At 59.1% G+C, this 23,088-nt stretch carries 22 protein-coding genes; 12 read left to right on the plus strand and 10 right to left on the minus strand.

From position 1 onward, the window contains the following. Positions 1-41: 41 nt before the first annotated feature. From AC2FLB_RS14290 to AC2FLB_RS14300, 3 genes are all read left to right on the plus strand, one after another. A complete protein-coding gene (locus AC2FLB_RS14290; RefSeq protein WP_496709476.1) occupies positions 42-560 on the plus strand; it encodes a DUF3035 domain-containing protein in 519 nt (172 codons plus the stop codon). Positions 561-641: 81 nt separating this feature from the next. Then, complete coding sequence (locus AC2FLB_RS14295; RefSeq protein WP_142640049.1) at positions 642-1,982, plus strand: M16 family metallopeptidase; 1,341 nt, start codon at positions 642-644, stop codon at positions 1,980-1,982. Then, the gene (locus tag AC2FLB_RS14300; RefSeq protein ID WP_496709477.1) at positions 1,979-3,283 is read left to right on the plus strand and encodes a M16 family metallopeptidase; all 1,305 of its coding nucleotides are present in this window, start codon (positions 1,979-1,981) and stop codon (positions 3,281-3,283) included. Before AC2FLB_RS14295 ends, AC2FLB_RS14300 begins: the two co-directional genes overlap by 4 nt. A 3-nt stretch (positions 3,284-3,286) precedes the next feature. On the opposite strand, the gene AC2FLB_RS14305 is transcribed toward AC2FLB_RS14300, so the two are convergent. The 3 genes from AC2FLB_RS14305 to deoC all read right to left on the minus strand — a co-directional run bounded on the left by AC2FLB_RS14305 (position 3,287) and on the right by deoC (position 7,539). Further along, entirely contained in the window at positions 3,287-4,018 is a 732-nt protein-coding gene (locus AC2FLB_RS14305) for a Crp/Fnr family transcriptional regulator (protein WP_281996041.1), read from the minus strand. A 177-nt stretch (positions 4,019-4,195) separates the two neighbouring features. After that, positions 4,196-6,529, minus strand: a complete 2,334-nt coding sequence (locus AC2FLB_RS14310) for an aldehyde dehydrogenase family protein (RefSeq protein WP_496709478.1) — start codon at positions 6,527-6,529, stop codon at positions 4,196-4,198. A gap of 11 nt (positions 6,530-6,540) precedes the next feature. Beyond that, positions 6,541-7,539 carry a deoxyribose-phosphate aldolase gene (gene deoC / locus AC2FLB_RS14315; RefSeq protein ID WP_496693037.1) on the minus strand — a complete coding sequence of 333 codons (999 nt, stop codon included), beginning with the start codon at positions 7,537-7,539 and terminating at the stop codon, positions 6,541-6,543. A gap of 198 nt (positions 7,540-7,737) precedes the next feature. On the opposite strand from deoC, the gene AC2FLB_RS14320 reads away from it, so the two are divergent. From AC2FLB_RS14320 to AC2FLB_RS14345, 6 genes are all read left to right on the plus strand, one after another. Next, entirely contained in the window at positions 7,738-8,691 is a 954-nt protein-coding gene (locus tag AC2FLB_RS14320) for a metal ABC transporter solute-binding protein, Zn/Mn family (RefSeq protein ID WP_496693036.1), read from the plus strand. A 3-nt stretch (positions 8,692-8,694) separates the two neighbouring features. Further along, a complete protein-coding gene (locus tag AC2FLB_RS14325; RefSeq protein WP_282022375.1) occupies positions 8,695-9,498 on the plus strand; it encodes a metal ABC transporter ATP-binding protein in 804 nt (267 codons plus the stop codon). 3 nt (positions 9,499-9,501) lie between these two features. Beyond that, the gene (locus AC2FLB_RS14330; RefSeq protein WP_281973767.1) at positions 9,502-10,707 is read left to right on the plus strand and encodes a metal ABC transporter permease; all 1,206 of its coding nucleotides are present in this window, start codon (positions 9,502-9,504) and stop codon (positions 10,705-10,707) included. Beyond that, complete coding sequence (locus AC2FLB_RS14335) at positions 10,704-11,633, plus strand: metal ABC transporter permease (RefSeq protein WP_496709479.1); 930 nt, start codon at positions 10,704-10,706, stop codon at positions 11,631-11,633. The genes AC2FLB_RS14330 and AC2FLB_RS14335 overlap by 4 nt, the downstream gene beginning before the upstream one ends. Positions 11,634-11,915: 282 nt before the next feature. Then, entirely contained in the window at positions 11,916-13,766 is a 1,851-nt protein-coding gene (mutL, locus tag AC2FLB_RS14340) for a DNA mismatch repair endonuclease MutL (protein WP_496709480.1), read from the plus strand. 52 nt (positions 13,767-13,818) lie between these two features. After that, positions 13,819-15,048: a DNA recombination protein RmuC gene (locus AC2FLB_RS14345; protein WP_142640068.1), complete on the plus strand. Its 1,230-nt coding sequence runs from the start codon at positions 13,819-13,821 to the stop codon at positions 15,046-15,048. 60 nt (positions 15,049-15,108) lie between these two features. Here the strand turns inward: AC2FLB_RS14345 and AC2FLB_RS14350 are convergent, their stop codons facing one another. Beyond that, a complete protein-coding gene (locus AC2FLB_RS14350; protein ID WP_496708337.1) occupies positions 15,109-15,759 on the minus strand; it encodes a ChrR family anti-sigma-E factor in 651 nt (216 codons plus the stop codon). A 10-nt stretch (positions 15,760-15,769) separates the two neighbouring features. After that, on the minus strand, positions 15,770-16,426 hold the full coding sequence (locus AC2FLB_RS14355) for a sigma-70 family RNA polymerase sigma factor (protein ID WP_142640072.1): 657 nt from the start codon (positions 16,424-16,426) through the stop codon (positions 15,770-15,772). Between the two features lie 147 nt (positions 16,427-16,573). Here AC2FLB_RS14355 and AC2FLB_RS14360 point away from each other — a divergent pair, with 147 nt between their 5' ends. The 3 genes from AC2FLB_RS14360 to AC2FLB_RS14370 all read left to right on the plus strand — a co-directional run bounded on the left by AC2FLB_RS14360 (position 16,574) and on the right by AC2FLB_RS14370 (position 18,952). Beyond that, the gene (locus AC2FLB_RS14360; protein WP_496709481.1) at positions 16,574-17,350 is read left to right on the plus strand and encodes a DUF1365 domain-containing protein; all 777 of its coding nucleotides are present in this window, start codon (positions 16,574-16,576) and stop codon (positions 17,348-17,350) included. Between the two features lie 79 nt (positions 17,351-17,429). Next, positions 17,430-17,747: a DUF3775 domain-containing protein gene (locus AC2FLB_RS14365; protein ID WP_142640076.1), complete on the plus strand. Its 318-nt coding sequence runs from the start codon at positions 17,430-17,432 to the stop codon at positions 17,745-17,747. A 287-nt stretch (positions 17,748-18,034) separates the two neighbouring features. Next, a complete protein-coding gene (locus AC2FLB_RS14370; protein WP_496709482.1) occupies positions 18,035-18,952 on the plus strand; it encodes a tetratricopeptide repeat protein in 918 nt (305 codons plus the stop codon). Between the two features lie 41 nt (positions 18,953-18,993). Here the strand turns inward: AC2FLB_RS14370 and AC2FLB_RS14375 are convergent, their stop codons facing one another. From AC2FLB_RS14375 to AC2FLB_RS14395, 5 genes are read right to left on the minus strand one after another with little or no spacing between them, the layout of a single operon-like run. Further along, complete coding sequence (locus AC2FLB_RS14375; protein ID WP_496693138.1) at positions 18,994-20,136, minus strand: saccharopine dehydrogenase family protein; 1,143 nt, start codon at positions 20,134-20,136, stop codon at positions 18,994-18,996. A gap of 22 nt (positions 20,137-20,158) precedes the next feature. Then, entirely contained in the window at positions 20,159-20,407 is a 249-nt protein-coding gene (locus tag AC2FLB_RS14380) for a SemiSWEET family sugar transporter (protein ID WP_496709483.1), read from the minus strand. A gap of 12 nt (positions 20,408-20,419) precedes the next feature. After that, positions 20,420-21,466 carry a saccharopine dehydrogenase gene (locus AC2FLB_RS14385; protein WP_496709484.1) on the minus strand — a complete coding sequence of 349 codons (1,047 nt, stop codon included), beginning with the start codon at positions 21,464-21,466 and terminating at the stop codon, positions 20,420-20,422. A 15-nt stretch (positions 21,467-21,481) separates the two neighbouring features. Beyond that, positions 21,482-22,096, minus strand: a complete 615-nt coding sequence (locus AC2FLB_RS14390) for a glutathione S-transferase family protein (protein ID WP_271952162.1) — start codon at positions 22,094-22,096, stop codon at positions 21,482-21,484. Between the two features lie 21 nt (positions 22,097-22,117). After that, positions 22,118-22,768: a histidine phosphatase family protein gene (locus tag AC2FLB_RS14395; protein WP_142640087.1), complete on the minus strand. Its 651-nt coding sequence runs from the start codon at positions 22,766-22,768 to the stop codon at positions 22,118-22,120. Between the last annotated feature and the right edge of the window lie 320 nt (positions 22,769-23,088).

Below are 23,088 nucleotides of genomic sequence, written 5' to 3' on the forward strand. Positions count from 1 at the left end.
GGAAATACGATAAAAGCGCCTGAAACAGGCTGGAGACTTTCATGCGGTTGCCGCGTTCCATATTTGTTGTGACTTTGAGTCTTGCGGTTGCGGGATGTTCGGATATCGGTCTGCGCCACCTCGAGCCGCCGGGCCCGGGCCCGGACGAGTTTGCGATTTTGCCGGTCAAACCTCTGACCCAGCCCGAGAACTACAACTCCTTGCCCGCACCGACACCGGGTGGCACAAACCTGACCGATGCCAATCCCACAGGGGATGCTATTGCCGCGCTGGGCGGGAATCCGGCTGCTTCGAATCCAAATACCGCTGTGCCTGCCTCTGATGGCGCGCTTGTCACGGCCTCCAGCCGATATGGCGTTCCGTCAAACACACGGCAGGTCGTCAACCAAGAAGATGCGGATTTCCGCAAGCGTCAGGGGCGCTGGACCCGTTTGCGGCTGTTCAACGTAGACCGATATTCGCAGGTTTACCGTCGCTGGGCTATCGACCCGAACAAGCAAACCCAGGCTGCGCGGAACGCTGGGATCGAAACGCCATCGGCGCCGCCGGTCAATGAATAATTCTTAACTTTCCGTCATCGGGGTTGAACCCGCGCGGCACCACCGTAGTTTGAACACCAGAAACGAAACGGAGGATGCCCCATGGTTCGGGCTCTGGCACTGTCGGCTGCTCTGATCGCCGCCACCCCGGTTTTTGCCGAAGATGGGCACGAGGCGGTCACCACCTTTACGCTGGATAACGGTATGGACGTTGTCGTGATCGAGGATCACCGCGCCCCAGTCGTGCAGCACATGGTCTGGTATCGCGCCGGATCGGCGGATGAGCCGGTTGGTTCGTCCGGTGTGGCGCATTTTCTGGAACACCTGTTGTTCAAGGCCACCGACACGCTGGAGGCGGGCGAGTTTTCTGCCACCGTCGCGGCCAATGGCGGCAATGACAACGCGTTCACCTCGTATGATTACACCGCCTATTTTCAGCGTGTTGCTGCCGACCGGCTTGAGTTGATGATGCGGATGGAGTCAGACAGGATGCGCAATATCCGCCTGTCCGATGACGACATCGCCACCGAGCGCGACGTGATCCTGGAAGAGCGTAACCAGCGTACCGAAAACAACCCGCGCGCCCTGTTCGGTGAACAGGTCAGCGCGGCGCAATACCTCAACCACCGCTATGGTGTCCCCGTTATCGGTTGGAAACATGAGATGGAAACGCTGGACCTGGACGATGCACTGTCCTTCTATCAGATCCACTATTCGCCAAATAACGCCATCCTGGTGGTGACCGGCGATGTTGAGCCAGACGAGGTCAAATCCCTGGCCGAGCAATATTACGGGGTAATCCCGGCAAACCCGGACCTGCCCGAACGGGTGCGATCACAGGAGCCGCCACAAACCGCTGAACGCCGTCTGACCTTTAAGGATGCGCGCGTATCGCAGCCCTATGTTCAGCGCAGCTATCTTGCACCCGAACGGGACGCAGGTGCGCAGGAAAAAGCCGCCGCCCTGTTCCTTCTGGCTGAATTACTGGGAGGCAGCACGACGTCGTACCTGAATGAAAAACTGCAGTTCGAGCAGCAAAAGGTCGTCTATACCGGTGCGTTCTACCGAGGCGTGTCGCTTGACGATACCACATTTGATCTGCTGGTTGTTCCGGCCGAAGGCGTGTCGCTGCAAGAGGCCGAGGATGCGATGGATCAGGCCGTGACCGATTTCATCGCCGAAGGTGTGAACGAAGAGGATCTGGATCGGATCAAGATGCAGCTGCGCGCCGCGCAGACCTATGCGCGTGACAATGTGGACGGGATCGGCAATCGCTATGGCCGTGCCCTGACCAGCGGGCTGACGGTCGAAGATGTACAGGCTTGGCCTGATGTCCTGCAGGCGGTGACCGGTGATCAGATCATCGCCGCCGCGCGCGAGGTGCTGCAGCCTGAAACCTCGGTCACGGGCTGGCTGATGCGAGACGATGAGGTAACGCAATGAAGCGGATATTTGTAACTCTGATTGCTTTGGTCATCGCAGTTCCTGCATGGGCCGAGATCGAGATTGAAGAAGTCACCTCGCCGGGTGGCATCACCGCATGGTTGGTCGAGGATCACTCGATCCCCTTCACCGCCCTGGAGCTGCGGTTCCGCGGTGGCACGTCGCTGGACGACCCGACAAAGCGCGGCGCGGTGTATCTGATGAGCGGCCTGATCGAAGAAGGCGCTGGCGAAATGGATGCCCGTACCTATGCGCGCGAGCTGGAATCTCTGGCCGCGTCGTTCGGGTATAGCGCCTCAGACGATTCAGTGTCGATCTCGGCACAGTTTCTGACCGAAAACAGGGATGAGGTGATTGACCTGCTGCGGACCACGATTCACGAACCGCGTTTCGATCAGGATGCAGTAGACCGTGTTCGCGCTCAGGTTCTGTCGGGTCTGCGGTCAGATCAGACCAGCCCCAGTGACATTGCCGGGCGCAGCTTTGCGGAAATGGCCTATGGCGATCATCCCTACGGCTCCGAAGGCAAGGGCACGATCGAGAGTGTCAGCGCCTTGACCCGCGATGATGTGGTCACGGCATATGAGAACGTGTTTACCAAGGATCGTCTGTATGTAGGCGCGGTCGGCGATATCACCCCAGAGGAACTGGGCGCGGTGCTGGACGAGCTCTTGCTTGATCTGCCGGATACCGGCAAACCGATCCCTAAGCGGGCCAATGTGACGATCACTGGCGGAGTGAGCGTGATCGAGTTCGATACGCCGCAATCGGTGGCTCTGTTCGGCCATGCCGGGATCGACCGCGACGACCCGGATTTCTTTTCCGCCTATCTGTTGAACCATATTCTTGGCGGCGGGGGTTTCGAAAGCCGCCTGATGCAGGAAGTGCGCGAAAAACGCGGTCTGACCTATGGCGTGGCGACCTATCTGGTGCCAAAGGATCTGGCCTCTGTGTATCTTGGGTCGGTGTCCTCGGCCAATGACCGTATCGCCGAAGCCGTTGATGTGATCCGCAACGAATGGGCGCGCGCCGCATCCGAAGGGGTCACTCAGAAGGAGTTGGACGACGCCAAGACCTATCTGACCGGTGCCTATCCGCTGCGCTTTGATGGCAACAGCCAGATCGCTGGGATCATGGTGGGTATGCAGATGGAGGATTTGTCTATCGACTATATCGCCACACGCAATGACAAGGTGAATGCAGTGACGCTTGAGGATGTGAACCGGGTGGCCTCCGAACTGCTGGACCCAGATGGTTTACACTTTACCATCGTTGGCAAACCCGAAGGTCTGGACGGCTGACCCTTAGGCCGCTGCAGGTCTTCTCTGGGCCTGCAGCGTGTGCTTGTTGCTGTTCAACAGCTTTTGCCGTGTATGTCGGAAATGCGCTGCTTTCAATGCATCGTCGATATGGCGGCTCCGCCGCAGCAAGCGCATCAGGCTGATATTGTCGAAGACCAGGCATTTGGTGGGTTCGGTGGCTATTACCGTGGCTGTGGCAGGCAGCCCAAGGCCAAAGGTCAGCTCTCCCAAAATCTCATCTTCTCCACATTGGTTGATGACCCGGCCGTTTTTCAGGATCGTGGTCCGCCCCTTTAAGACAAAGCCCAAAAAGTCGGTTGTCTTGCCTTCTTCGATCAGGATGTCACCGTTTTCATAGGTCTTGACGGCGGCGGTGTTCAACAGTTTCCGGGCTTGGTGGGGTTTCAGCGATTCAAGGTGCAGGGCAATGAACTGACGTTCGTCATCTGAAAACCGAAGCAGATGCCGGGACAGAAACCCGCGCAGCAGGCCCAGGATCGAGATCGAGATATAGGCCAGCTGAATGATCGAGCCCGCGAGGTTGAATTCTTCCGACATGCTGAACAGAACACATCCGGCTGCGGCGATCACAAGCAGGGGGTAGAGGCTACCGTTGCCCCGGATGATCCCCATCTGCAGCAGAAAATAGCTGGTGATGTAGAGGCCCGCGCCAAAGACGCCGATCATCGTGGCGACCTGTACCAGTTCAGGAAACTCGTATGGAAAACTCAGCATGGACCGATCCAACCTTGTTAAGACTGGGTCCAAGCTGAGGGATAGTGGCGGCGCTGTATATGAACAATGTCACATGTTAATCATCGTTATGTTCATTCAATGATCACTCTATGCAGCAGCGCGCCATCTGTACCCGGACAAACTGTTTGAACCCCTGGGTTTTCCGGGGCTGGGGCCCTACTCGCCGTAGGGCACCCAGATGTTTTTAACCTCGGTCGCAGCCTGCAGGAAGCGGCGAGTCTGATCCTCGTGCCAGTCGGTTGCCATGGCGTTATTAACCCAACTCCGTTTCAGGTTCCCGGCCGAAGCCCGCTCGATCTCGGCCGACAGATCGGTAGACGAGAATGACCAGATCGCATCCACATTCAGATGCGAAGCCAGCGGCTTCGCCAGTTCCGTGTGGCTGCCAGTCAGGATGTTGACCACGCCAGCGGGCACGTCCGAGGTTTCGAGGATTTGGTAGAAATCCGTCGCCGCCAGCGGGTAAGGCTCGCTTGCCGCAAGAACCACCCGGTTGCCCATCGCAACCGCAGGCGCCATGGCCGAGACCAGACCCAGCAGCGGCGCCTCGTCAGCACAGAGCGCGCCGATCACGCCGACAGGTTCTTTCATGGCAATGGCCACGCCCCGGATCGGAACGCCGTGCACCTGGCCGTCATACTTGTCGGCCCAGGCAGCGGCGGTGAACAGGCGCTGGATCGCGGCTTCGACCTCTTTCGCACCGTCTTTCCTGCCGGTCATGGCATCAAGGCGCGCAGCGAATTCACCCGCGCGGGCCGAGAGGTTTTCGCCGATGTAATACAGAATCTGTGCCCGCAGATGGCCGGTGGTCTTGGACCAACCCTTGGCCCCCGCTGCGGCCTCGACCGCGTTGCGGACGTCTTTGCGGTTGGCCAGACCCACATGGCCCAGCAGTCCAGACTTGCCCCAGACGGGTTTCGAATATCCGCTGTCAGGACGGGCCTGTTTGCCGCCGACATACATTTTGGCAGTACGGTCAATCGGATCGACCGGGGCACCTTCGCCCATCGCTGCCTCGGCCTTGGCCAATGGCTTGCCTTTGCCTTTATGCTTGGTGTAAGCGGTCAGACCTTCCCAGCCACCTTCGCGGCCAAAGCCGCTTTCGCGCACACCGCCGAACCCGGCTGCGGCATCGAACAGATTGGTGGCATTCACCCAGACAACGCCCGCGACCAGCTTCGGTGCGATATCCAGTGCAAGGTTCACGTTCTCGGTCCATACCGTCGCCGCCAGCCCGTAACGGGTGTTGTTGGCCAGCTCAACCGCCTCTTCCGGCGTACGGAAGGTCGAAGACACCAGCACCGGGCCAAAAATTTCCTCCTGCATCAGCTGATCGGAGGTTTCGAGGCCCGAGATCAGCGTTGGCGGGTAGAAACAGCCATTTTCGGGCAGCGCGCCGGCCGCCTGATAAACGTGACCCGCGGTGTTGCTGTCGACCATGCTCTTGATGGTCTGCAACTGGACCGGGTCGACCACAGCACCCACGTCGATGCATTTGTCCAATGGATCACCGATGCGCAGAGTGTCCATTCGGGTACGCAGTTTCTCGTGGAACCGATCGGCGATGCCTTCCTGAACCAACAGACGCGAACCCGCGCAACAAACCTGACCCTGATTGAACCAGATCGCGTCGACCAGCCCTTCGATGGCGGAATCGATATCGGCGTCGTCAAAGACGATATAGGCGGACTTGCCGCCCAGCTCCAAAGTCAGCGCCTTACCCGAACCGGCGGTCGCCTCACGGATGCGCCGCCCCACTGCGGTTGAGCCGGTAAAGGCGATCTTGTCCACGTCCGAGGCCACGATCATCTCACCCACCGCGCCATCGCCCGTGACGATGTTGACCACACCCTTGGGCAGCCCGGCCTGTGAGCAGATATCGGCAAACAGCAGCGCGGTCAGAGAGGTATATTCGGCAGGTTTCAGAACGACCGTGTTACCCATGGCCAGCGCCGGAGCAATCTTCCAAGCCAGCATCAGCAGCGGGAAGTTCCAAGGAACGATTTGTCCACACACTCCCAGCGCTTCGGCGTTGGGTAGTTCGCTTTCCATCAACTGCGCCATGCCGGCGTGGTAGTAAAAGTGGCGCTGTACCAGAGGGATGTCGATGTCGCGCGATTCACGGATCGGCTTGCCGTTATCCAAGCTTTCCAGCACTGCAAACAGGCGCGAGTGCTTTTGCAGCAGGCGCGCGATGGCATAGAGGTAGCGCGCACGACCCGCACCGCCCATCTTCTCCCATTTTGGCTGCGCCTTGCGGGCGGCGGATACGGCGGCGTCGACATCGGCTTGCTTGGCTTGGGTCAGCTTGGCCAAAACCTCTCCGGTCGCCGGGTTGCGGCTGTCGAACCCCTTGCCCGGTTTGGTGAAGGCCCCGTCGATATAGTGACCAAATTTGTCACCCTGATCGACCAGCCAGGCCAGCGCTTCGGCTGAGCTTTCGGGGGCAGGGCCGTAATCCATGGTCTCGAAAATCTCTTTGACTGTCATTGTTTTCGTCCTCAGCCCATCGAGTGCCTGTAACCGGCGGAATAAGCACCCGTTAAGAAATGTTCTAGCTGCCGTTCGATATCGCCCAACAGCGACGACGCGCCAAAGCGAAACAGGTCCGGCTCCAGCCAACGGTCGCCCAACTCATCCTTGATCAGCGACAGGTAAACTAGTGCGTCCTTGGCTTTGGAAATCCCGCCTGCGGGTTTATATCCGACACGATACCCGGTGCGGTCATAGTAATCGCGGATCGCCCGGATCATCACCAGCGACACGGGCAGCGTGGCGTTGACGCTTTCCTTACCGGTCGAAGTCTTGATGAAATCCGCCCCCGCCATCATGCAGACCAGCGAGGCGCGCGCCACGTTGCGTAGGCTGCCCAGTTCGCCGGTTGCAAGGATGGCTTTGACATGCGCGTCGCCACAAGCCACGCGGAACGCTTTCATCTCGTCATACAAGGCCTGCCAGTCGCCCGACAGCACATGACGCCGAGAGATTACGATGTCGATTTCCTCGGCTCCGGCTTTGACGCTTTCTTCGATCTCGGCCACGCGCAGGTGGAACGGGGACAAGCCTGCAGGGAATCCGGTCGATACGGCGGCCACCGGAATCCCGGTGCCCTTCAGCGCATCCACAGCGGTTTCGATCATGTCGTGATAGACACAGACCGCGCCGGTGGTGATCGGTGGCATGTCCAACGCCTGAAGTGTTGCAGAAGCAACGGGTTGCCGCGCTTTGGCGCACAGGCGCCGGACACGGCCGACGGTATCGTCTCCCGATAGGGTGGTCAGGTCGATCATGGTGATCGCCTTGAGCAGCCACGCCGCCTGGTAGTCCTTTTTCACCGAGCGCCGACCCGGCAGGGTGGCGGCGCGGCGCTCAACGGCCGAGGTATTGACCTGTACGGCCCGCACCCAATCCAGATCAAGCTCCATTCCAGGGTTCCGGGGCTCGGTCACTTGCGGCAGATGCGCGGTGCGCACGGGGCTTTCTGAGCTCTGCGTTTCCATTTTCACATCCTTTGGGAGGTTTGTACCAAATTCGCACGGGTAAGATGCAAATGGAAGGCCATCCGGCATTGGAAGGGTAAATTTTTTGACCAAATGGACAAAATAGGCGTTTTCTTGCGAATAATTCTCAATAGCATTGACTTAGTTGCGAGCGGTTCTCATATTCATCTTAGCAAGATACCAATTCTGGGGCCTGACATGATTCGTCGTAGTTTCCTTGCAGCGCTGGCATTCGCCGCTGTATTCCCATTCTCGGCCTGGGCCGATGCGCCGCTGAAAGTGGTGGCCACGACCGGTATGATTGCCGATGCCGCCCGTCAGGTCGGAGGTGATCAGGTCGAGGTGAAGGGCCTTATGGGCCCCGGCGTCGACCCGCATGCCTATCGTCAGACCCGCAGTGATATCGTCGCTATGACCAGGTCCGATCTGATCCTGTGGCATGGTCTGTATCTTGAGGCGCAGATGGAAGAGTTCTTCCATGACCTAGGGCGTAAACGCATGGTCGTTGCGGTAGCCGAAGGCGTTGATAAGTCAAAGCTGCACGCGCATGACAATTATGCTGACAAATACGATCCCCATCTTTGGATGAGCCCGGCCCTGTGGCGCGATGTCGTGGTCGAGGTGCAAAAAGCCCTGACACAAGCGCGCCCCGAGGCCGCGGACACCTTTGCGGCAAACGCAGAGGCCTTTCTTGCGCAGATCGCGGAACTGGAGGCTTATGGCAAGCAAGTGCTTGCAGCGGTCCCGGAAAACAACCGTGTTCTGGTGACGGCACATGATGCCTTTGGGTATTTCGGTGCTGAATACGGGTACGATGTGCTTGGAATTCAGGGCATTTCAACCCAATCCGAGGCGGGATTGAACCGGATTAGCGAATTGGTCGATACGCTGGTTGACCGGCAACTGACGGCAGTTTTCGTGGAAAGCTCGGTCTCGGATCGGTCGATGCGTGCACTGATCGAGGGCGCAGCGGCCAGGGGACATCAGGTCGAAGTCGGTGGACAGCTTTATTCGGACGCGATGGGCGAGCCCGGCACCTATGAGGGTACCTACATCGGGATGCTGGATCACAATATCACTGTAATTGCAGGCGCTCTGGGGGCTGATATTCCCAAAACCGGCATGAGCGGCAATCTGTCGGCGGGGTTTTAAGAGATGCTGGAACTGGCGGCACATCAGGGCATCCCCCTTTCGGAAAACGACATTGGAGAAAGTCCGCTGGCCATTCGTGGCCTGACCGTCTCGTACGGGCAGAAGCCGGCGGTTTTCTCGGTTGATATGACCGTGCAACCGGGTGCCATGACAGCGATCATCGGGCCAAACGGTGCAGGTAAATCGACCCTGTTGAAGGCGGCTTTGGGGATTGTCTCACCCCTGTCCGGTCAGGTGACGGTGTTTGGCGATCGGCTGGATCGACAGCGGTCCCGGATCGCATATGTGCCGCAGCGGGCCAGCGTGGACTGGGACTTCCCGACGCGCGTGATTGACGTGGTTCTGATGGGCTTGTCGCGCGAACTGGGGCTGTTGGGACGGGTGCGCGCCCGGCATAAGGCGCAGGCGATGGATTGTCTGCACCGTGTAGGGATGCGTGACTTTGCCGACCGGCAGATCGGCCAGTTGTCAGGCGGCCAGCAGCAGAGGGTCTTTCTGGCGCGCGCCTTGGCGCAGGCCGCCGATCTGTATCTGCTGGACGAACCTTTTGCCGGGGTTGATGCGGCAACGGAAAAGGCCATCATTTCCGTCCTGAAATCGCTGAAAGAGGCGGGCAAGACCGTGGTTGCGGTGCATCATGACCTGGCGACCGTCACCGACTATTTCGACCATGTTTTCCTGATCAACACGCGCAAAGTCGCCGAGGGGCCCGTGGCCGAGGCTTTTACGGCCAAGACATTGCAATCTGCCTATGGCGGCCGTCTGGCTACGGCGCAGATCGACCAGATCTCACGCGCGCTGGGGTGAGTCATGCATTGGGATGCTCTGACCCTTCAGCTTGGCTATAACGCCACGCTGGTCGCAATCGGCGCCAGCCTGCTGGGCATTTCCGCCGGGGTAACCGGCACATTTCTGTTCTTGCGCAAACGTGCACTGGTCAGCGATGCGATCAGCCATGCGACATTGCCGGGTGTGTGTCTGGCCTTTATGGTACTTGTGGCCCTCGGTGGGGACGGCAGAAACCTGATCGGCCTGCTCGTCGGGTCGGCAATATCCGCTTGGATCGGCCTTTTGTGTATGAACTGGCTGACGCGGCACACGCGGCTGGCCGAGGATGCCGCGATCGGAGCGGTCCTATCTGTATTCTTTGGTTTCGGCATTGTGCTGCTGACGGTGATCCAGACCATGGGTGTGGGCCGACAGGCGGGGCTCGAAGGGTTTCTGCTGGGCTCGACCGCAGGAATGCTTTGGACAGATGCGATGATCATTGCGATCGGAGGCGCGGCAACGCTGGCGCTTGTCATGATTATCCGCCGTCCAATGACGATCGTGGCCTTTGACCCTGAATTTGCAGCAGCCAGGGGCCTGCCGGTGCATCGCATCGACCTTGCAATGATGGGTCTGGTTATGGCCGTCACAGTGGTTGGCCTGAAAGTTGTCGGGTTGATCCTGATCGTTGCGCTTTTGATCATTCCGCCGGTGACAGCCCGGTTTTGGACTGAGCGGTCCGAAAGAGTAGTGTTGCTGGCGGGTCTGATCGGGGGCGTCTCGGGTTATATCGGTGCGGCACTGTCGGCGGCGGCTCCCAATCTGCCGACGGGTCCGCTTATCGTTCTTGTCAGTTTTGCCGTGTTTGTCCTGTCGTTGCTGTTGGCGCCGGTTCGCGGTGTTCTGGCGGCGGTGTTGCGGCACCTGCAATTCCAGCGTCGGGTTCATATCCGGCAGGGCTTGCTTGCGTTGGCACAAGGGCAGAAAATCTATGAGCCGCTGACCCTGCGTTTGTTGCGCCGGGCCGGGTTGGCACGCCCCGACGGCGTGGCAACCGAGGCTGGCAAGGCCCGCGCCGCCAAAGCCCTGCGCGACGAAAAGCGGTGGGAGGTCGTTCGCACGGACCAGGCCCACGAAGCAACGGCGGCGCTTTATGACGGGCTGCGCGATATCGAAACCGTGCTGACCCGCGACCAGATTACCGAGATCGACCGCCAGATCGGCGGCCCGCAGGGGATAGCACCATGAGCGGCGAAGAATTCGTTCCCCTGTCACTGACACCGCTGCTGATCGGGACATTTGCCGCCATCGCCTGCGCCCTTCCGGGGAACTTTCTGGTTCTGCGCAAACAGGCGCTGATCGGGGATGCCATCAGCCATGTAGTGTTGCCGGGCATCGTGGTGGCCTTTCTGCTGACCGGCGCGATCTCGACCTGGCCGATGATGCTGGGCGCGGCGGGTGCTGCCGTGGTTGCCGTTGTGATGATCGAAGCGATCCGCAGGCTGGGTCAGATCGAACCCGGTGCGGCAATGGGCGTGGTCTTTACTACCCTATTTGCGGCGGGTGTTCTTTTGTTGGAGCAGACGGACACCTCGACCGTGCATCTGGATGTGGAACACGCGCTGTATGGCAATCTCGAAAGTCTGATCTGGCTGGACGCAACGGGATGGGTCTCGCTGTGGAACCCGGCCGCGCTTGCGGGGTTGCCCCCGGAATTGCCGCGTATCGCGCTGACGCTTGCGGGGGTTTCCCTGTTTACCTGGATATTCTGGCGACCATTGAAGATTTCGACCTTTGACGAAGGTTTTGCCAGCACGGTTGGTATTCGGACCGGTCCTTTGGGGTTTGCGCTGGTGATCACAGCGGCGATAGCTGCCGTCGCATCCTTCGACGCGGTTGGCTCGATCATCGTGATTGCCATGTTCATCTGCCCCCCCGCTGCGGCGCGGTTGATGACCAACCGATTGGAATCTCAAATCGCATGGAGCGTTGTATTTGCCGTGGTTTCGGCGGTGATGGGCTATGTTCTGGCGGGTTATGGCCCATTATGGCTGGGTGCCCGCGATGCCGTGAGTGCCGCCGGAATGATCGCAACGGTATCTGGTGTGATTCTGGCGCTTGCGGCTGTTTTCGGCCCCTGCCGGACCCGCGCGGGTGCTCCAGGCACTGTTTGATCCGGCATATTCCTGCTGTTGGCTGATGCCGTATTTCGGCTGAACTTTGCCAACGCGAACAGCACGACCAGAGTTAATGAGCCTTAATCTGCAGATCGTGCTAAGGTTGTTGTATTGTTAAGCAACTGACCACCACTCACCCCGGCTTGTTCGGGCAATCGTGATCAAGGTCGTCGCCTTGCGGGCCGACACGGCGCGATTGTCCGAACGCCCCCCTCTTGCACAAAATCTGAATACCATAGCAGTGGCAGAATCGTGTGCGCATGTGCTAGGTCTAGGGGTATGGAGCAGGCAAACCCCAATATCAACGAGTTTCGACCGGTAATTCGGCAGTTGGACGATGCTGCAATCAACCGGATCGCAGCCGGCGAAGTGGTCGAGCGACCGGCCTCTGCGGTCAAGGAATTGATCGAGAACGCCATTGATGCAGGTGCCACGCGGGTTGCGATAGAGATCGCCGATGGGGGCAAGACGCTGATTCGCGTCACCGATGACGGCTGTGGTATTGCGGCGGCGGACTTGCCGTTGGCTTTGTCCCGCCACGCAACCTCGAAAATCGACGGGTCGGATCTGCTGAACATTCATACTTTCGGCTTTCGCGGTGAGGCGTTGCCGTCGCTGGGCGCGGTCGGGCGTTTGACCATAACCAGTCGTGTTCCGGGGGCGGATGCGGCGCAGATTCAGGTCGCTGGTGGCACAATGTCCGCGGTGAAACCCGCGGCTCTGCGCGCGGGTACCGTGGTCGAGTTGCGCGATCTGTTCTTTGCCACGCCTGCGCGTCTGAAATTCATGCGTACCGACCGCGCCGAGACACAGGCCATCGCCGATACGGTCAAACGTCTGGCCATGGCCGAGCCCTCGGTCACCTTTTCCCTGCGCGATGTCTCGGGCGGCGGCGAGGGGCGCGTAACCTTCCGTGCTGACCGCGAGAATGGTGATCTGTTTAACGCGTTGCATGCCCGACTGGCCCGCGTGATCGGGCGCGAGTTTGCCGAGAACGCGTTGCAAATTGACGCCACGCGTGAGGGTATCCGGCTGTATGGCTATGCCGCTCTGCCGACCTATTCTCGGGGCGCAGCGGTGGCGCAGTACCTGTTCGTCAATGGACGGCCTGTGCGTGACAAGATGCTGACCGGTGCATTGCGGGCGGCCTATTTCGACTTTCTCAGCCGTGATCGGCATCCGGCGGCGGCTCTGTTCATCGACTGTGATCCGACGCTGGTGGATGTGAACGTGCACCCCGCGAAATCCGAGGTCCGGTTCTGCGATCCCGGCGTCGCACGCGGGCTGATCGTCTCGGCCCTGCGGCACGCACTGGCCGAAGCGGGGCACCGGGCGTCCTCGACCGTCGCAAACGCGACGCTTGGCGCGATGCGACCCGAGCCGTCTCACTCCACCCCGGCGCGGGTGTATCAGATGGATCGCCCCTCACCCGCCGCGCGCCAGATGGCTTATCAGGCGCAGGCGCCGGGCTTTGCTGAACTGACCCGCGATTACAGCGGCAGCGTGGTCGAGCCGGTCGCGGAGCCCGCTTCCGAGGCGCCGACCGAAGACCTGCCTTTGGGAGCCGCGCGCGGGCAGGTGCATGAAAACTACATCATCGCCCAGACCGCTGATGGCATGGTGATCGTCGATCAGCACGCCGCGCATGAGCGGTTGGTCTATGAAAAGCTGAAAGCCCAGATGGCGGCGAACGGCGTGGCGGCGCAGGCGCTGCTGATCCCCGAGATCGTAGAGTTGTCTGAAGGCGACTGCACGCGACTTATGGCGGTGGCAGATGACCTTTCGCGCCTTGGCCTGACGCTCGAGCCCTTCGGCGGAGGTGCGGTTGCCGTGCGTGAAACCCCGGCCATTCTGGGTGAGGTCAACGCCCGCGCAATGATTCTGGATATTCTGGATGAGCTGTCCGATCAGGGTGAAAGCCAGATGGTGCAGGCGCGGATTGAGGCGATCCTCAGCCGTGTCGCCTGTCACGGTTCGATCCGCTCGGGCCGCCGAATGCGGGCCGAGGAAATGAATGCCCTGCTGCGCGAGATGGAGGCAACGCCTCATTCCGGCCAATGCAACCACGGGCGGCCAACCTACGTGGAACTGAAACTGGCCGATATCGAACGATTGTTCGGACGCAGTTGATCCCGCGGGGTGCGCGGGCTATGAAGAATAAAACAAGAACACCCGAGGCGATATGATCGAGATTGCAGGAACCCAATTTGCATTGAACGACCCCGTGATTCTGATCGTTGGCGGGGTGGTGGCATTGATCCTGTTGCTGCTGTTCCTGTCTTTGCGAGCGGCCAACCGGTCAGCCAGGATGGCCGAGCCACTGTCGCGGCAAATGGCGCATCTGGGTCAGCATGTTCAGCAGTTGGGACAAGGACAAGAGCAGCTGCGCGGTGGACTGCAGCATGTCTCGGACACGCAGGCCAATGCGCAGCTGCAGGTGATCCAGACGGTTGAATCCCGCCTGTCTTCGGTGCAGCAGCAGATGAACGATCGGCTGGCAGATAACGCGATGAAATCCGCACGTGCGCTGGCCGAGATGCAGGAGCGGATGAAGGAATCGCTGCACGGCTCGTCGAAACAGACGGCGACGTCACTGACCCAGCTGCAGGAGCGTCTGGCGGCCATCGACAAGGCGCAGGATAACATCACCAAACTGTCGGGCGATGTGCTGTCGCTTCAGGATATTCTGTCGAACAAACAGACGCGCGGTGCGTTCGGAGAGATTCAGTTGAACGATATCGTCTCCAAGGCGTTGCCCTCGGACAGTTTCAAGCTGCAGGCAACCTTGTCGAACGGGCGTCGGGCGGATTGCCTGATCCACCTGCCCAACCCACCCGGCCCCATTGTGATCGACAGCAAATTCCCGTTGGAGGCCTATGAGGCGCTGATCGGATCGACCAATGATACGGAGCTGAAAGCGGCGGTGCAGATGTTCCGAACAACTGTGCGCAAGCATATCAACGACATCTCCGAGAAATACATTCTGGACGGGGAAACCGCCGATGGCGCGTTGATGTTCCTACCTTCCGAAGCGGTTTATGCCGAGTTGCACGCCAAGTTTCCCGAATTGGTGCAGGAGAGCTTTACCAAACGCGTTTGGATCGTCTCGCCCACCACCTGCATGGCAACGCTGAACACGATGCGCGCGATCCTGAAGGACGCAAGGATGCGGGAACAGGCGGGTGCTATCCGCAAAGAGCTGGGTCTGCTGCACAAGGATGTAGATCGCCTGGGCGATCGGGTTTCCAATCTGGACCGTCATTTCGGGCAGGCGGCCAAGGATATCTCGGAAATCAAGATCAGCGCTGAAAAGGCAGGGCGCCGGGCGCAGCGACTGGACAATTTCGATTTCGAAGAGATCGCACCTGACGACACGCCGGGCGTTGTACCGCTGGCGCGGCACGAAATCTGACAAGCCGTTCGATGCGACATTGGCCGGAATTGGCCAGCACACCGCGTCAGGTCCCAGAGATCAGATACGCAGGAAGGGCTGGAACAAGCGGGGCATGAGCTTGGTGAATTTTAGCGGCGCGTCGGTAACGGCCAGACAGATGCAATCTGCGGTAATGTCTGCGGTCGGGGTGTGATGCAGATCTTCATCGGCAATCTCGACATCGCCGCGTGCAAAGTGATCAACCTCATCCGAGAAAGCACCCTGCAGAACCATGGTCAATTCCATACCGTTATGGCTGTGATCCGGAACTGCGGTTCCGGCCGGAATGAACAGCAGACGTGCCGAAGCGTCGCCGCTCGTCGGCAAGATAGCTTGTCTGACGCCCATTCCGATGGGCCGCCATCGGATGTCATTGACAGTGCCGCCGACGTAGTCCTGCAGGGGGGCAGGTAGGACGGCGCAGCCCTTGTTCACGGGCTTGGGGGTCGGTGCGCCTTGGGCGATCAGCGCCATCGTCGCAGCCAGCGCGCTGTCGCGCATTTGGGCAGGATAGGGCAGCTCGTCCAGTATCTGTCCGCCCACCGCATCAAAGCTTTCAGCCTGCGCGCGGCAATGGTCACACAGCGACAGATGGGTCGCGACCATCAGATCGAACGCTTCGGGCAGGCTGCCGGCGGCATATGCCATCAGCAGATCTTCCGTCAGGTGATGCTTAATCTGTTTGCTCATCGTCTCTGTCTCAGTTCATTGCGTGGCGCAGGCGATCCAGCGCCAGCCTAATTCTTGATTTGATCGTTCCCAGAGGCAACCCAGTCTGAGATGCAATTTCCCGGTGACTCAGGTCTCCGAAATAGGCCTTTTCGATCAAGTCTCTTTGCGCGTCAGGCAACGCCTTCAAGGCAGTGCGCAGCTGCGCGGTTTCTTGTTGCAAGACGATCACGTCGTCCTGATCAGGTTCGGACTCGGGGCCCCAGCCCAGTTCTTCCGGTTCGGGGCGCCGTTGCTTGCGCAGGGCGTCGATGCGTTTGTTCCGTGCGATGGTGAACACCCATGTGGCCACCGTTGCCCGGGTCGGATCGAACAGATGGGCCTTGTGCCACAAGGTCGCCATCACCTCTTGCGCACATTCCTCGGACATGGTCGCGTCCGAGCCCGACTTCATCAGGAACGCCTTGATCCGCGGCGCAAAATGCTGGAACAGCTCGGCAAAAGCCGCCTGATCCTGCGCATCCCGAATGCGCCTGACATGGTCCACCCACTCAATCCTGGTGTCGCAACTGCTTTGTGTTCCGTTCACCTGTCTACCCTTGATGCGTTTTCTTGTGCGCCAAGGCTTGAGGACGGCGGGTGTAGCCGCCGGCTCGTCCAAGGTCACGGTGTCTATCTCGGTAAACATAACCACAATACGGTTGGTGTCCCAAGCCGGATCACTCTGAAGCGATATTTTTGATCCAATCCTGGCTGGATGCCGTATTCTAAGTAACAGAAACCTTCAGAAAACCACGCCCCTCCGGGCGGTTACAAGCGGGTCGGACCATATCGAATGACACAGACCGTTGATCATGTTGCGGGCCATACCTTTCACGGGCGCAAGGGGGCGATCGAAAACGCCTTCCGCTATTCGGTCGACTACATTCTTCTGAACCCTGAACGCGATCTGACCACTCCGGCGCTATTTTCGGTGAACCGGGCCAATCTTGCCAACTGGCGGTCGCAGGATCACGGGGGTGAGCCGGGCCAGGGCGACGGTGCCGCCTGGCTGCGCGCGCGGTTTGATCAGTTGCAGGTGGCGCAACCGGCGCGCCTGATGTTGCTGACCCAGCCTCGGGTTCTGGGGCATGTGTTCAACCCGGTCAGCTTCTGGTTCTGTTTTGATGGACAGGATGTGCTTAATGCGGTGGTGGCCGAGGTGACCAACACCTTTGGCACGCGCCACAGCTATCTGTGCCACAATCCCGGCTTTTCACCCATCAAGGCAACCGACAGGATGGTGGCTGACAAGCTGCTGCATGTCTCGCCCTTCCAGAAAATCGAAGGAAGTTACACCTTCCGTTTTGACTATCGCCCCGAACGTGTTGGCGTGTGGATCGACTATGCCCGCCCCGAGGGCGGTTTGATCGCGACGTTAACCGGGACACGCCGTCCGCTGACCAACCGGGTGATCCTGTGGTCGCTGCTGCGCCGCCCATTTGGTGCGCGGCGGACCTTTGCGCTGATCATCTGGCAGGCACTTAAACTTTGGGTGAAAAAAGCCACCTTTCGCCCGTTCAGAACCGCACCGGTGCCGGATCAGCCGGTTTCGCGTGTGCGCCTGCGCTAACGCGTTTGTTCAAGATCAAAGACTCGGGCTCTGCCTAGTGGTTGTTTCATTCGAAAGCCGCGAACACAGGAGTCGGGTCATGTTGGAAATTTCAGCAAGAAAAGTTGCTCAGGTTGCGCTGATGGGGCGCGAGCTGAATCGGGCCGAGGGCGAGTTGCGCGCGTTCATTGATCACATGAGCGAGGACGAACAGGCCGAACTGGTGGCTATCATGTGGATCGGGCGTGAAAGCTTCTTCGCCGAGGATCTGGTCGAAGCCATCGCCACCGCAAGGGCCGAAGCCTCAACCCCCTGCGCTGATTACCTGATCGGCACGCCGCACATGTCAGATCATCTGGAAAATGGTTTGGATGCGCTGGGGGTATCGGCGGAAGATGTGGAAAACGATCTGATGTAGGCGATTGCGCAACGGATCGAGGACAGAGTTTTCCACACCTTCTTGTCTGGCGGTTTAATCGGATAAAGGGATGGTCGTGGACAATTTCAGCCAGGTTTGATTTAGGTTCGGGTGAACTACTTTTGGTTGAATGAATGACATCCGATACCCCAGCTTCTTTGCGACACAGAAAATCGAAGCTCGCCCGTGTTCTAACGGGTATTGTCTTGATCGCAATCGCTGGGGTTTTGGTGCTAGGCCAAGAACGTAAAAAGCTGATGGCTACCTGCAACTTTAGTAAGGCTGACTTGGAAGACAAGTTGGCCGCCTGTGATACGTTGTTGATATGGGCGGCATATAACCCGTCAACCCGGTCGCTGATCCATCGACACAAGATGCGGGCACATATGTGGAATAGAGACTGGGAGGCTGCCCAAAGCGAGGCTGATCTGGCTATTGCAGAAGACCCTGAAAGCCGCGTGCCGTGGCAGTGGAAGGCGCTGGCCCACGCCCGCGCCGAAGAATACCCAGCGGCGATGGAGGCAATTGAGGCCGCGCTGGAGATTGCCCCGGGTAATGACTATTCGCTAGAGACAAAAGCCAAACTCTTGCGCCGGATGGATCGGTTGTCAGAGGTTGAGCCTCTGGTTGAAGACGCCATAGCCAACCATAAAGTGGGCCCGTGGGCCTGGAGCTATGCTGGCTATTTCAGATTGCGGGCAAAGGAGTATAGACCCTCGGCTTTGGCCTTTTCCGAAGCGTTACATGCCGATCCACACAATGCATATGATCGCCGCAAGTTCCTTGAGGCCTGCCGACTTGCTGGCCCAGATTGCCCGCCTCTGTTTCCTGAAAAACGCGCGAGCTATGCTGAGCTTAGCTGCGAAGACATTGCATTGCAGTTTGCAGAGCAATATCCAGGTTTTGACAGCGGAGCTGGTTTTGATACGCCGTATGACCTGATCGACCAAGGTGATTGGCGTGCAAAGGTCCTGGTGCAGGTTGTTTACCTCGGCACAGCAATCGGATTCGAACAGACTGCGTCAAAAGAATATGCAAATAGGTTGATAGTAGACAGCGCCATGTTTGAGTGTGTTTCGGGTGGCGAATATTACTTTTCGGGCTCGGATAAGGGCTCCGAAGAACACCGCTATGCAGCTGAACACTTGTTTGGACCGGAATTGCGTAGAAACCTTGTCGATCTCGCGTATACGCATCTGAATTGATGTACCAACCCGGCCAATCCAGGTTGGTGCGGGCTTAGTTTTCAGCCCGCATGATCCACCACCTGCAGATGCTGCGCCAGCCGGTCAATTTCAGCCATCCAACTCTGCACCAGCTTTGGATCATTGGGGGCCGCATGAACGCCTGCCGGGATAGCGCGGTTCAAGACGGCTTCGACAGCCAGTGAAACCGGGACCGAGACCAGCCGCGCCATCGCCGTGCCGCGGTCGTCACCCCAGGCATCCATCACATAGGTTTTGTGCCAGACCGGAACGCCGTCTTTTTCCGCCTTCAGGCCCACACACAGAACCACACGGTCCGGCTCACCCTCGTCATAGGCGTTTTCGGCCCAGAACTGGTCCGACATCTCCTTCAGGCGTGCATCGCCTTCGGGCCCGGACAGGGTTTCGATTTCGGAAAACACACCCGACCAGGCGCCGGCCCAACCGTTCAGGCGCAGGGTACCGCGGACGAATTCCTTGACCGGCCAGTGATCCTCGAAATGGTACTGCGCCATGAACGGGATCGAGTCGCGGTTCGGGTAGACCTCAAAGCTTTCGGGTGTGGGCAGGGGTGCGATATAGCTGGTAATCGCATCCCATGGGCGCGCCACGTCCAGCGGAGCATAATTGCGAATTGATTTCGATGGTGAACGCAACGCCTTGAGCACACCCAGCGGTGACCAGCTGAACTTGTACCGGAACGGGTTCGGATGCTTGGGGATACCACCGCAATAAGAGATGAAACTCAGGTGGTTCTGCGGGTCGAAGGCGTCCGAAGCGCGATAGTCGTCGATCAGTGCATGAGCCATCAGGTGATCGATGCCCGGGTCCAGCCCGACCTCGTTGACCAGCGCCACCCCGGCTTCGCGGGCCGCGCCGTCCAACGCGCGCATCTCGGGGGCGATATAGGAGGATGAGACGAAATTCGCCTGTTTCGCGATTGCAAGCTCGGCCAAGGGCACGTGCCAATCGCCGGGCAACATCGAAACGATGACATCGCCCTGTTCCAGCACCGCCGCCAAGGCGTCGATATCAAAAACGCGGATATCGCTGGTCAGATCACCAACTTCGGCCTTGGCCTTTTCGATTGTCCGGTTCCAGACTGTGACCTTTTGCCCGCCTTCGATCAGGCGGCGTAAGCCGGGAATGGCCGACAGGCCGGTGCCACACCAGTGAATCGTCATGTGAAAACTCCTTTACGGCTGTTCAGCCAAACCTCAGTTTTGCAATCACGATCGCGCTGACAAGCAGGATCGAGATCACATTACCCAATATCAGCGGCCATGCCGCAATCATCACTCCGTAAATCAGCCACATGCTCAACGTGGCCAGAATCAACAGGTTCGCCGGCATAGACAGATCCTTGGTCTCGCGGGAGCGCCAGGTCTTTAGGGTTTGAGGAAGCCAACATACAGTGCCTAGAACTGCTGCCGCGCCTCCGATCAGGTGTTCCATGCGTGGCTACTCCTAGACATGGTTGTCGAACGTCTCGCGGGCCCGGCCCCAGACGCCGCTGTCCAGATCGGTCAAGGTCAGCAGAGAAGGCAAAAGCTGTGCTGCATAATCTTCCGAGCTTTCGACCGGTAGCATCGACGGCAGATTGTCGATTGCAACTACATCAAGAACCGGATTGGTCGCCACGCGCAGGGCAGGTGCGTCCCAAGTGGTTGCTCGGTCATAAACCGGAACAGGGTTATAATCGCTGTCAGGGTCACAGGCGACATCGCCGATGGCGGTCAGCTTGCGGTCAGCGGCCAGTGCCTTTTGCGGGACAAAAATCGGCGTACCTGGGCGCGCGAAGATACAGTTCAGGAACAGGTCGTGGTCGAGGATTTCAGGGAACGGCCCGCCGCTGGCGGTTTCGGCCATGTCCCACTTGGTGACACTGACACCCATCGCCGTGCAAAGGTCGCTGGCGCCGGTACCCACGCGGCCAAGAGCACCGATGACGATGGCCCTTGGTCTATTGGCCACGATGGCATCTAGTTCAGCCAGAAGCTCGGAATTCAACGCGTCCTTGCTGGGATAGACACCAACCGGAGGGCATTCCGCGCCCCGCTGCTGCGCGGCCCAAGTCTTGAGTGTCACCGCAGCCCCGGCATAGCCGGCCCAATAGCCAAAGGCGGCGACTCGGCGGTCGTTTTCGTCGACTAGATATTCCAGATCATACAGCGTTCCGCCCCCGGCCTTGAACCGTTCTAGCAGCGCCCGGCCGGAATGCTGACCCTTATAGGCATGGCCGAACATGATGTGGCGGTGAGGCAGGGGCGTGCCATCCTCGGGCAGTTCCTTGAGGCCAAAGATGATCGCGTCCTTAGGTGCATCTGGCCAGGAATTCTCGGGCGCGATCTCGCAGCCAGCAGCCTTGTAACCGTCGATGGGGATGGCGCGAACATGGCTTACCTCGACCGTTACGCGGATGCCAGCAGCGATCAACGCCAAAGCGCCTTCAGGGGTCAGCCCGACCCGTTCTTCGTTCGGGCGCTGTTCGGCCCGGACCCATAGATGCGTCATATTTTGTCCCCTTTATCAGAGCATTCCGGCGGCACGCACGGCTTTCAGTGAAGCGCGCGCCTCTGCCGCCTCACGAAAGGCGACGATCTTGGGGTAGGTTGCAACGTCGACGCCGTCGCCTTCCAACCAACTGCAAACCACATACAAATAGGCATCGGCCAGCGAGAACGCCTCGCCCAGCACAAACGGTCCACGCAGACCGTTCGAACAGATATAGTCGCAGGACGCTGCCATGGTCTGCGCGACTTTTGCCGTCATATCCTTCCAGCTGGATTTCTTGTCGGCCCACCGCGCGCCGCGCAGCTTATGGGCGTGGTTCACATGCATGGTCGAGGCAAGGTAATACATCACCTCGCGCATCCGGGCGGCCATGATCGGGTCCGCAGGCACCAGCCCGGCCTTCGGAGCCATTGCTGCGATGAACTCCAAAAGTGCCCCGGTTTCGGTCAAAATCCCACCGTCTACCACCAGCGCCGGAACCCGGCCTTTTGGGTTGATCTGCTTGTAGGCGGATTTGGTTTGCTCTCCACCGGCAAAGTCCAGTTGGATCGCTTCATAGTCCAGCCCGGCCTCTTCCAGTGCAATCGCAACGGCGACCGAAATCGTGCGAGGGGCATAGTAAAGTTGCATCACAAAGCCTCTGGTTTGGGGTTACAAGTGGGTCTGTGCAAACTGCCGGTCTGGTGCTTCCAGATGCGGAACGGCATTGAACAGAACCGGGCTGAGCTGTGTACCTATCGGGTATAAACGGTGCATTGACGTGTTCATGATGGCAAGAGCCACCCGCGCCATGGCCGGGATATCCAGCCCCATCGCCTGCCGGACAACCATCGAAATCAACCCGCCCGAGGTCACAACGATGGCAGGGCCGCCTTCGGTTCCGATATCGGTCAGCGCGTCGCGCACCCGGGTTTCGAATTCCTCGAAGGTTTCCGGTGTGTTTTTGATGGCGCCATCGGCCCAGGCGGCAAAGGTGCGGGGCAGATGCTCGACAAAACCTTCGCGATCAGTGGGCACTTTCACGCCGTGCTGTTCCTCGAACAGCTGCGCGATGGTGAAATACTCGATCTCGTTCAGCCGCGGATCGCGGATCGGATCAGTCAGCCCCATGCTGGCGGTGGTCTCGGCGTGGCGGATCAGGGTGCCGCAATAGACCCGGGGAAAATGGCTGCGTGTGTCCTGCAAATGCGCCCCCAGCCAGCGGGCCTGCTGATGTCCCAAATCGCTGAGCTTGTCATAGTTCTTTTCGTCGCGCGCGGTGGTGTTGGCCTGCCCGTGACGCACCAGTGTGATATGTGACATGTCGGTCCCTCTTGCGTGGCAAGTCTTAGGACAGGTCTAGGTCCGGGGCCAGAGCCGTTCGTTGCGGTTTGGAAATTATTCTCGCTCACCCCCGAATCTGGCCGGGCGGTATTGTTGTTGACTCGCAAGACCGTCCACAGGAACCTTGGTGATATCAGACTGTCCTGCAAATTCATCGTTGCAAGCTATTCGATGACCTCGGAAAACTGGCTTGGGAAAGGATTTATTTATGACGGATATTAGGCGCACGCCTTTGTATGGTTTGCATGTTGAGTTGGGTGGGAAGTTGGTTGATTTTGCGGGCTGGGAGATGCCTGTTC

It is taken from the genome of Ruegeria sp. CDSA236, from assembly GCF_059611285.1.

What these genes read in the sequence shown, in the direction of transcription:
- AC2FLB_RS14385 (WP_496709484.1), bottom strand. Translation starts at nt 21,466, where the DNA reads ATGACGCATCTATGGGTCCGGGCCGAACAGCGCCCGAACGAAGAACGG.
- AC2FLB_RS14330 (WP_281973767.1), top strand. Translation starts at nt 9,502, where the DNA reads ATGCATTGGGATGCTCTGACCCTTCAGCTTGGCTATAACGCCACGCTG.
- AC2FLB_RS14325 (WP_282022375.1), top strand. Translation starts at nt 8,695, where the DNA reads ATGCTGGAACTGGCGGCACATCAGGGCATCCCCCTTTCGGAAAACGAC.
- AC2FLB_RS14320 (WP_496693036.1), top strand. Translation starts at nt 7,738, where the DNA reads ATGATTCGTCGTAGTTTCCTTGCAGCGCTGGCATTCGCCGCTGTATTC.
- AC2FLB_RS14375 (WP_496693138.1), bottom strand. Translation starts at nt 20,136, where the DNA reads ATGACGATTCACTGGTGTGGCACCGGCCTGTCGGCCATTCCCGGCTTA.
- AC2FLB_RS14380 (WP_496709483.1), bottom strand. Translation starts at nt 20,407, where the DNA reads ATGGAACACCTGATCGGAGGCGCGGCAGCAGTTCTAGGCACTGTATGT.
- AC2FLB_RS14305 (WP_281996041.1), bottom strand. Translation starts at nt 4,018, where the DNA reads ATGCTGAGTTTTCCATACGAGTTTCCTGAACTGGTACAGGTCGCCACG.
- AC2FLB_RS14310 (WP_496709478.1), bottom strand. Translation starts at nt 6,529, where the DNA reads ATGACAGTCAAAGAGATTTTCGAGACCATGGATTACGGCCCTGCCCCC.
- AC2FLB_RS14390 (WP_271952162.1), bottom strand. Translation starts at nt 22,096, where the DNA reads ATGCAACTTTACTATGCCCCTCGCACGATTTCGGTCGCCGTTGCGATT.
- AC2FLB_RS14365 (WP_142640076.1), top strand. Translation starts at nt 17,430, where the DNA reads ATGTTGGAAATTTCAGCAAGAAAAGTTGCTCAGGTTGCGCTGATGGGG.
- AC2FLB_RS14395 (WP_142640087.1), bottom strand. Translation starts at nt 22,768, where the DNA reads ATGTCACATATCACACTGGTGCGTCACGGGCAGGCCAACACCACCGCG.
- deoC (WP_496693037.1), bottom strand. Translation starts at nt 7,539, where the DNA reads ATGGAAACGCAGAGCTCAGAAAGCCCCGTGCGCACCGCGCATCTGCCG.
- mutL (WP_496709480.1), top strand. Translation starts at nt 11,916, where the DNA reads ATGGAGCAGGCAAACCCCAATATCAACGAGTTTCGACCGGTAATTCGG.
- AC2FLB_RS14335 (WP_496709479.1), top strand. Translation starts at nt 10,704, where the DNA reads ATGAGCGGCGAAGAATTCGTTCCCCTGTCACTGACACCGCTGCTGATC.
- AC2FLB_RS14295 (WP_142640049.1), top strand. Translation starts at nt 642, where the DNA reads ATGGTTCGGGCTCTGGCACTGTCGGCTGCTCTGATCGCCGCCACCCCG.
- AC2FLB_RS14355 (WP_142640072.1), bottom strand. Translation starts at nt 16,426, where the DNA reads ATGTTTACCGAGATAGACACCGTGACCTTGGACGAGCCGGCGGCTACA.
- AC2FLB_RS14345 (WP_142640068.1), top strand. Translation starts at nt 13,819, where the DNA reads ATGATCGAGATTGCAGGAACCCAATTTGCATTGAACGACCCCGTGATT.
- AC2FLB_RS14300 (WP_496709477.1), top strand. Translation starts at nt 1,979, where the DNA reads ATGAAGCGGATATTTGTAACTCTGATTGCTTTGGTCATCGCAGTTCCT.
- AC2FLB_RS14350 (WP_496708337.1), bottom strand. Translation starts at nt 15,759, where the DNA reads ATGAGCAAACAGATTAAGCATCACCTGACGGAAGATCTGCTGATGGCA.
- AC2FLB_RS14360 (WP_496709481.1), top strand. Translation starts at nt 16,574, where the DNA reads ATGACACAGACCGTTGATCATGTTGCGGGCCATACCTTTCACGGGCGC.
- AC2FLB_RS14290 (WP_496709476.1), top strand. Translation starts at nt 42, where the DNA reads ATGCGGTTGCCGCGTTCCATATTTGTTGTGACTTTGAGTCTTGCGGTT.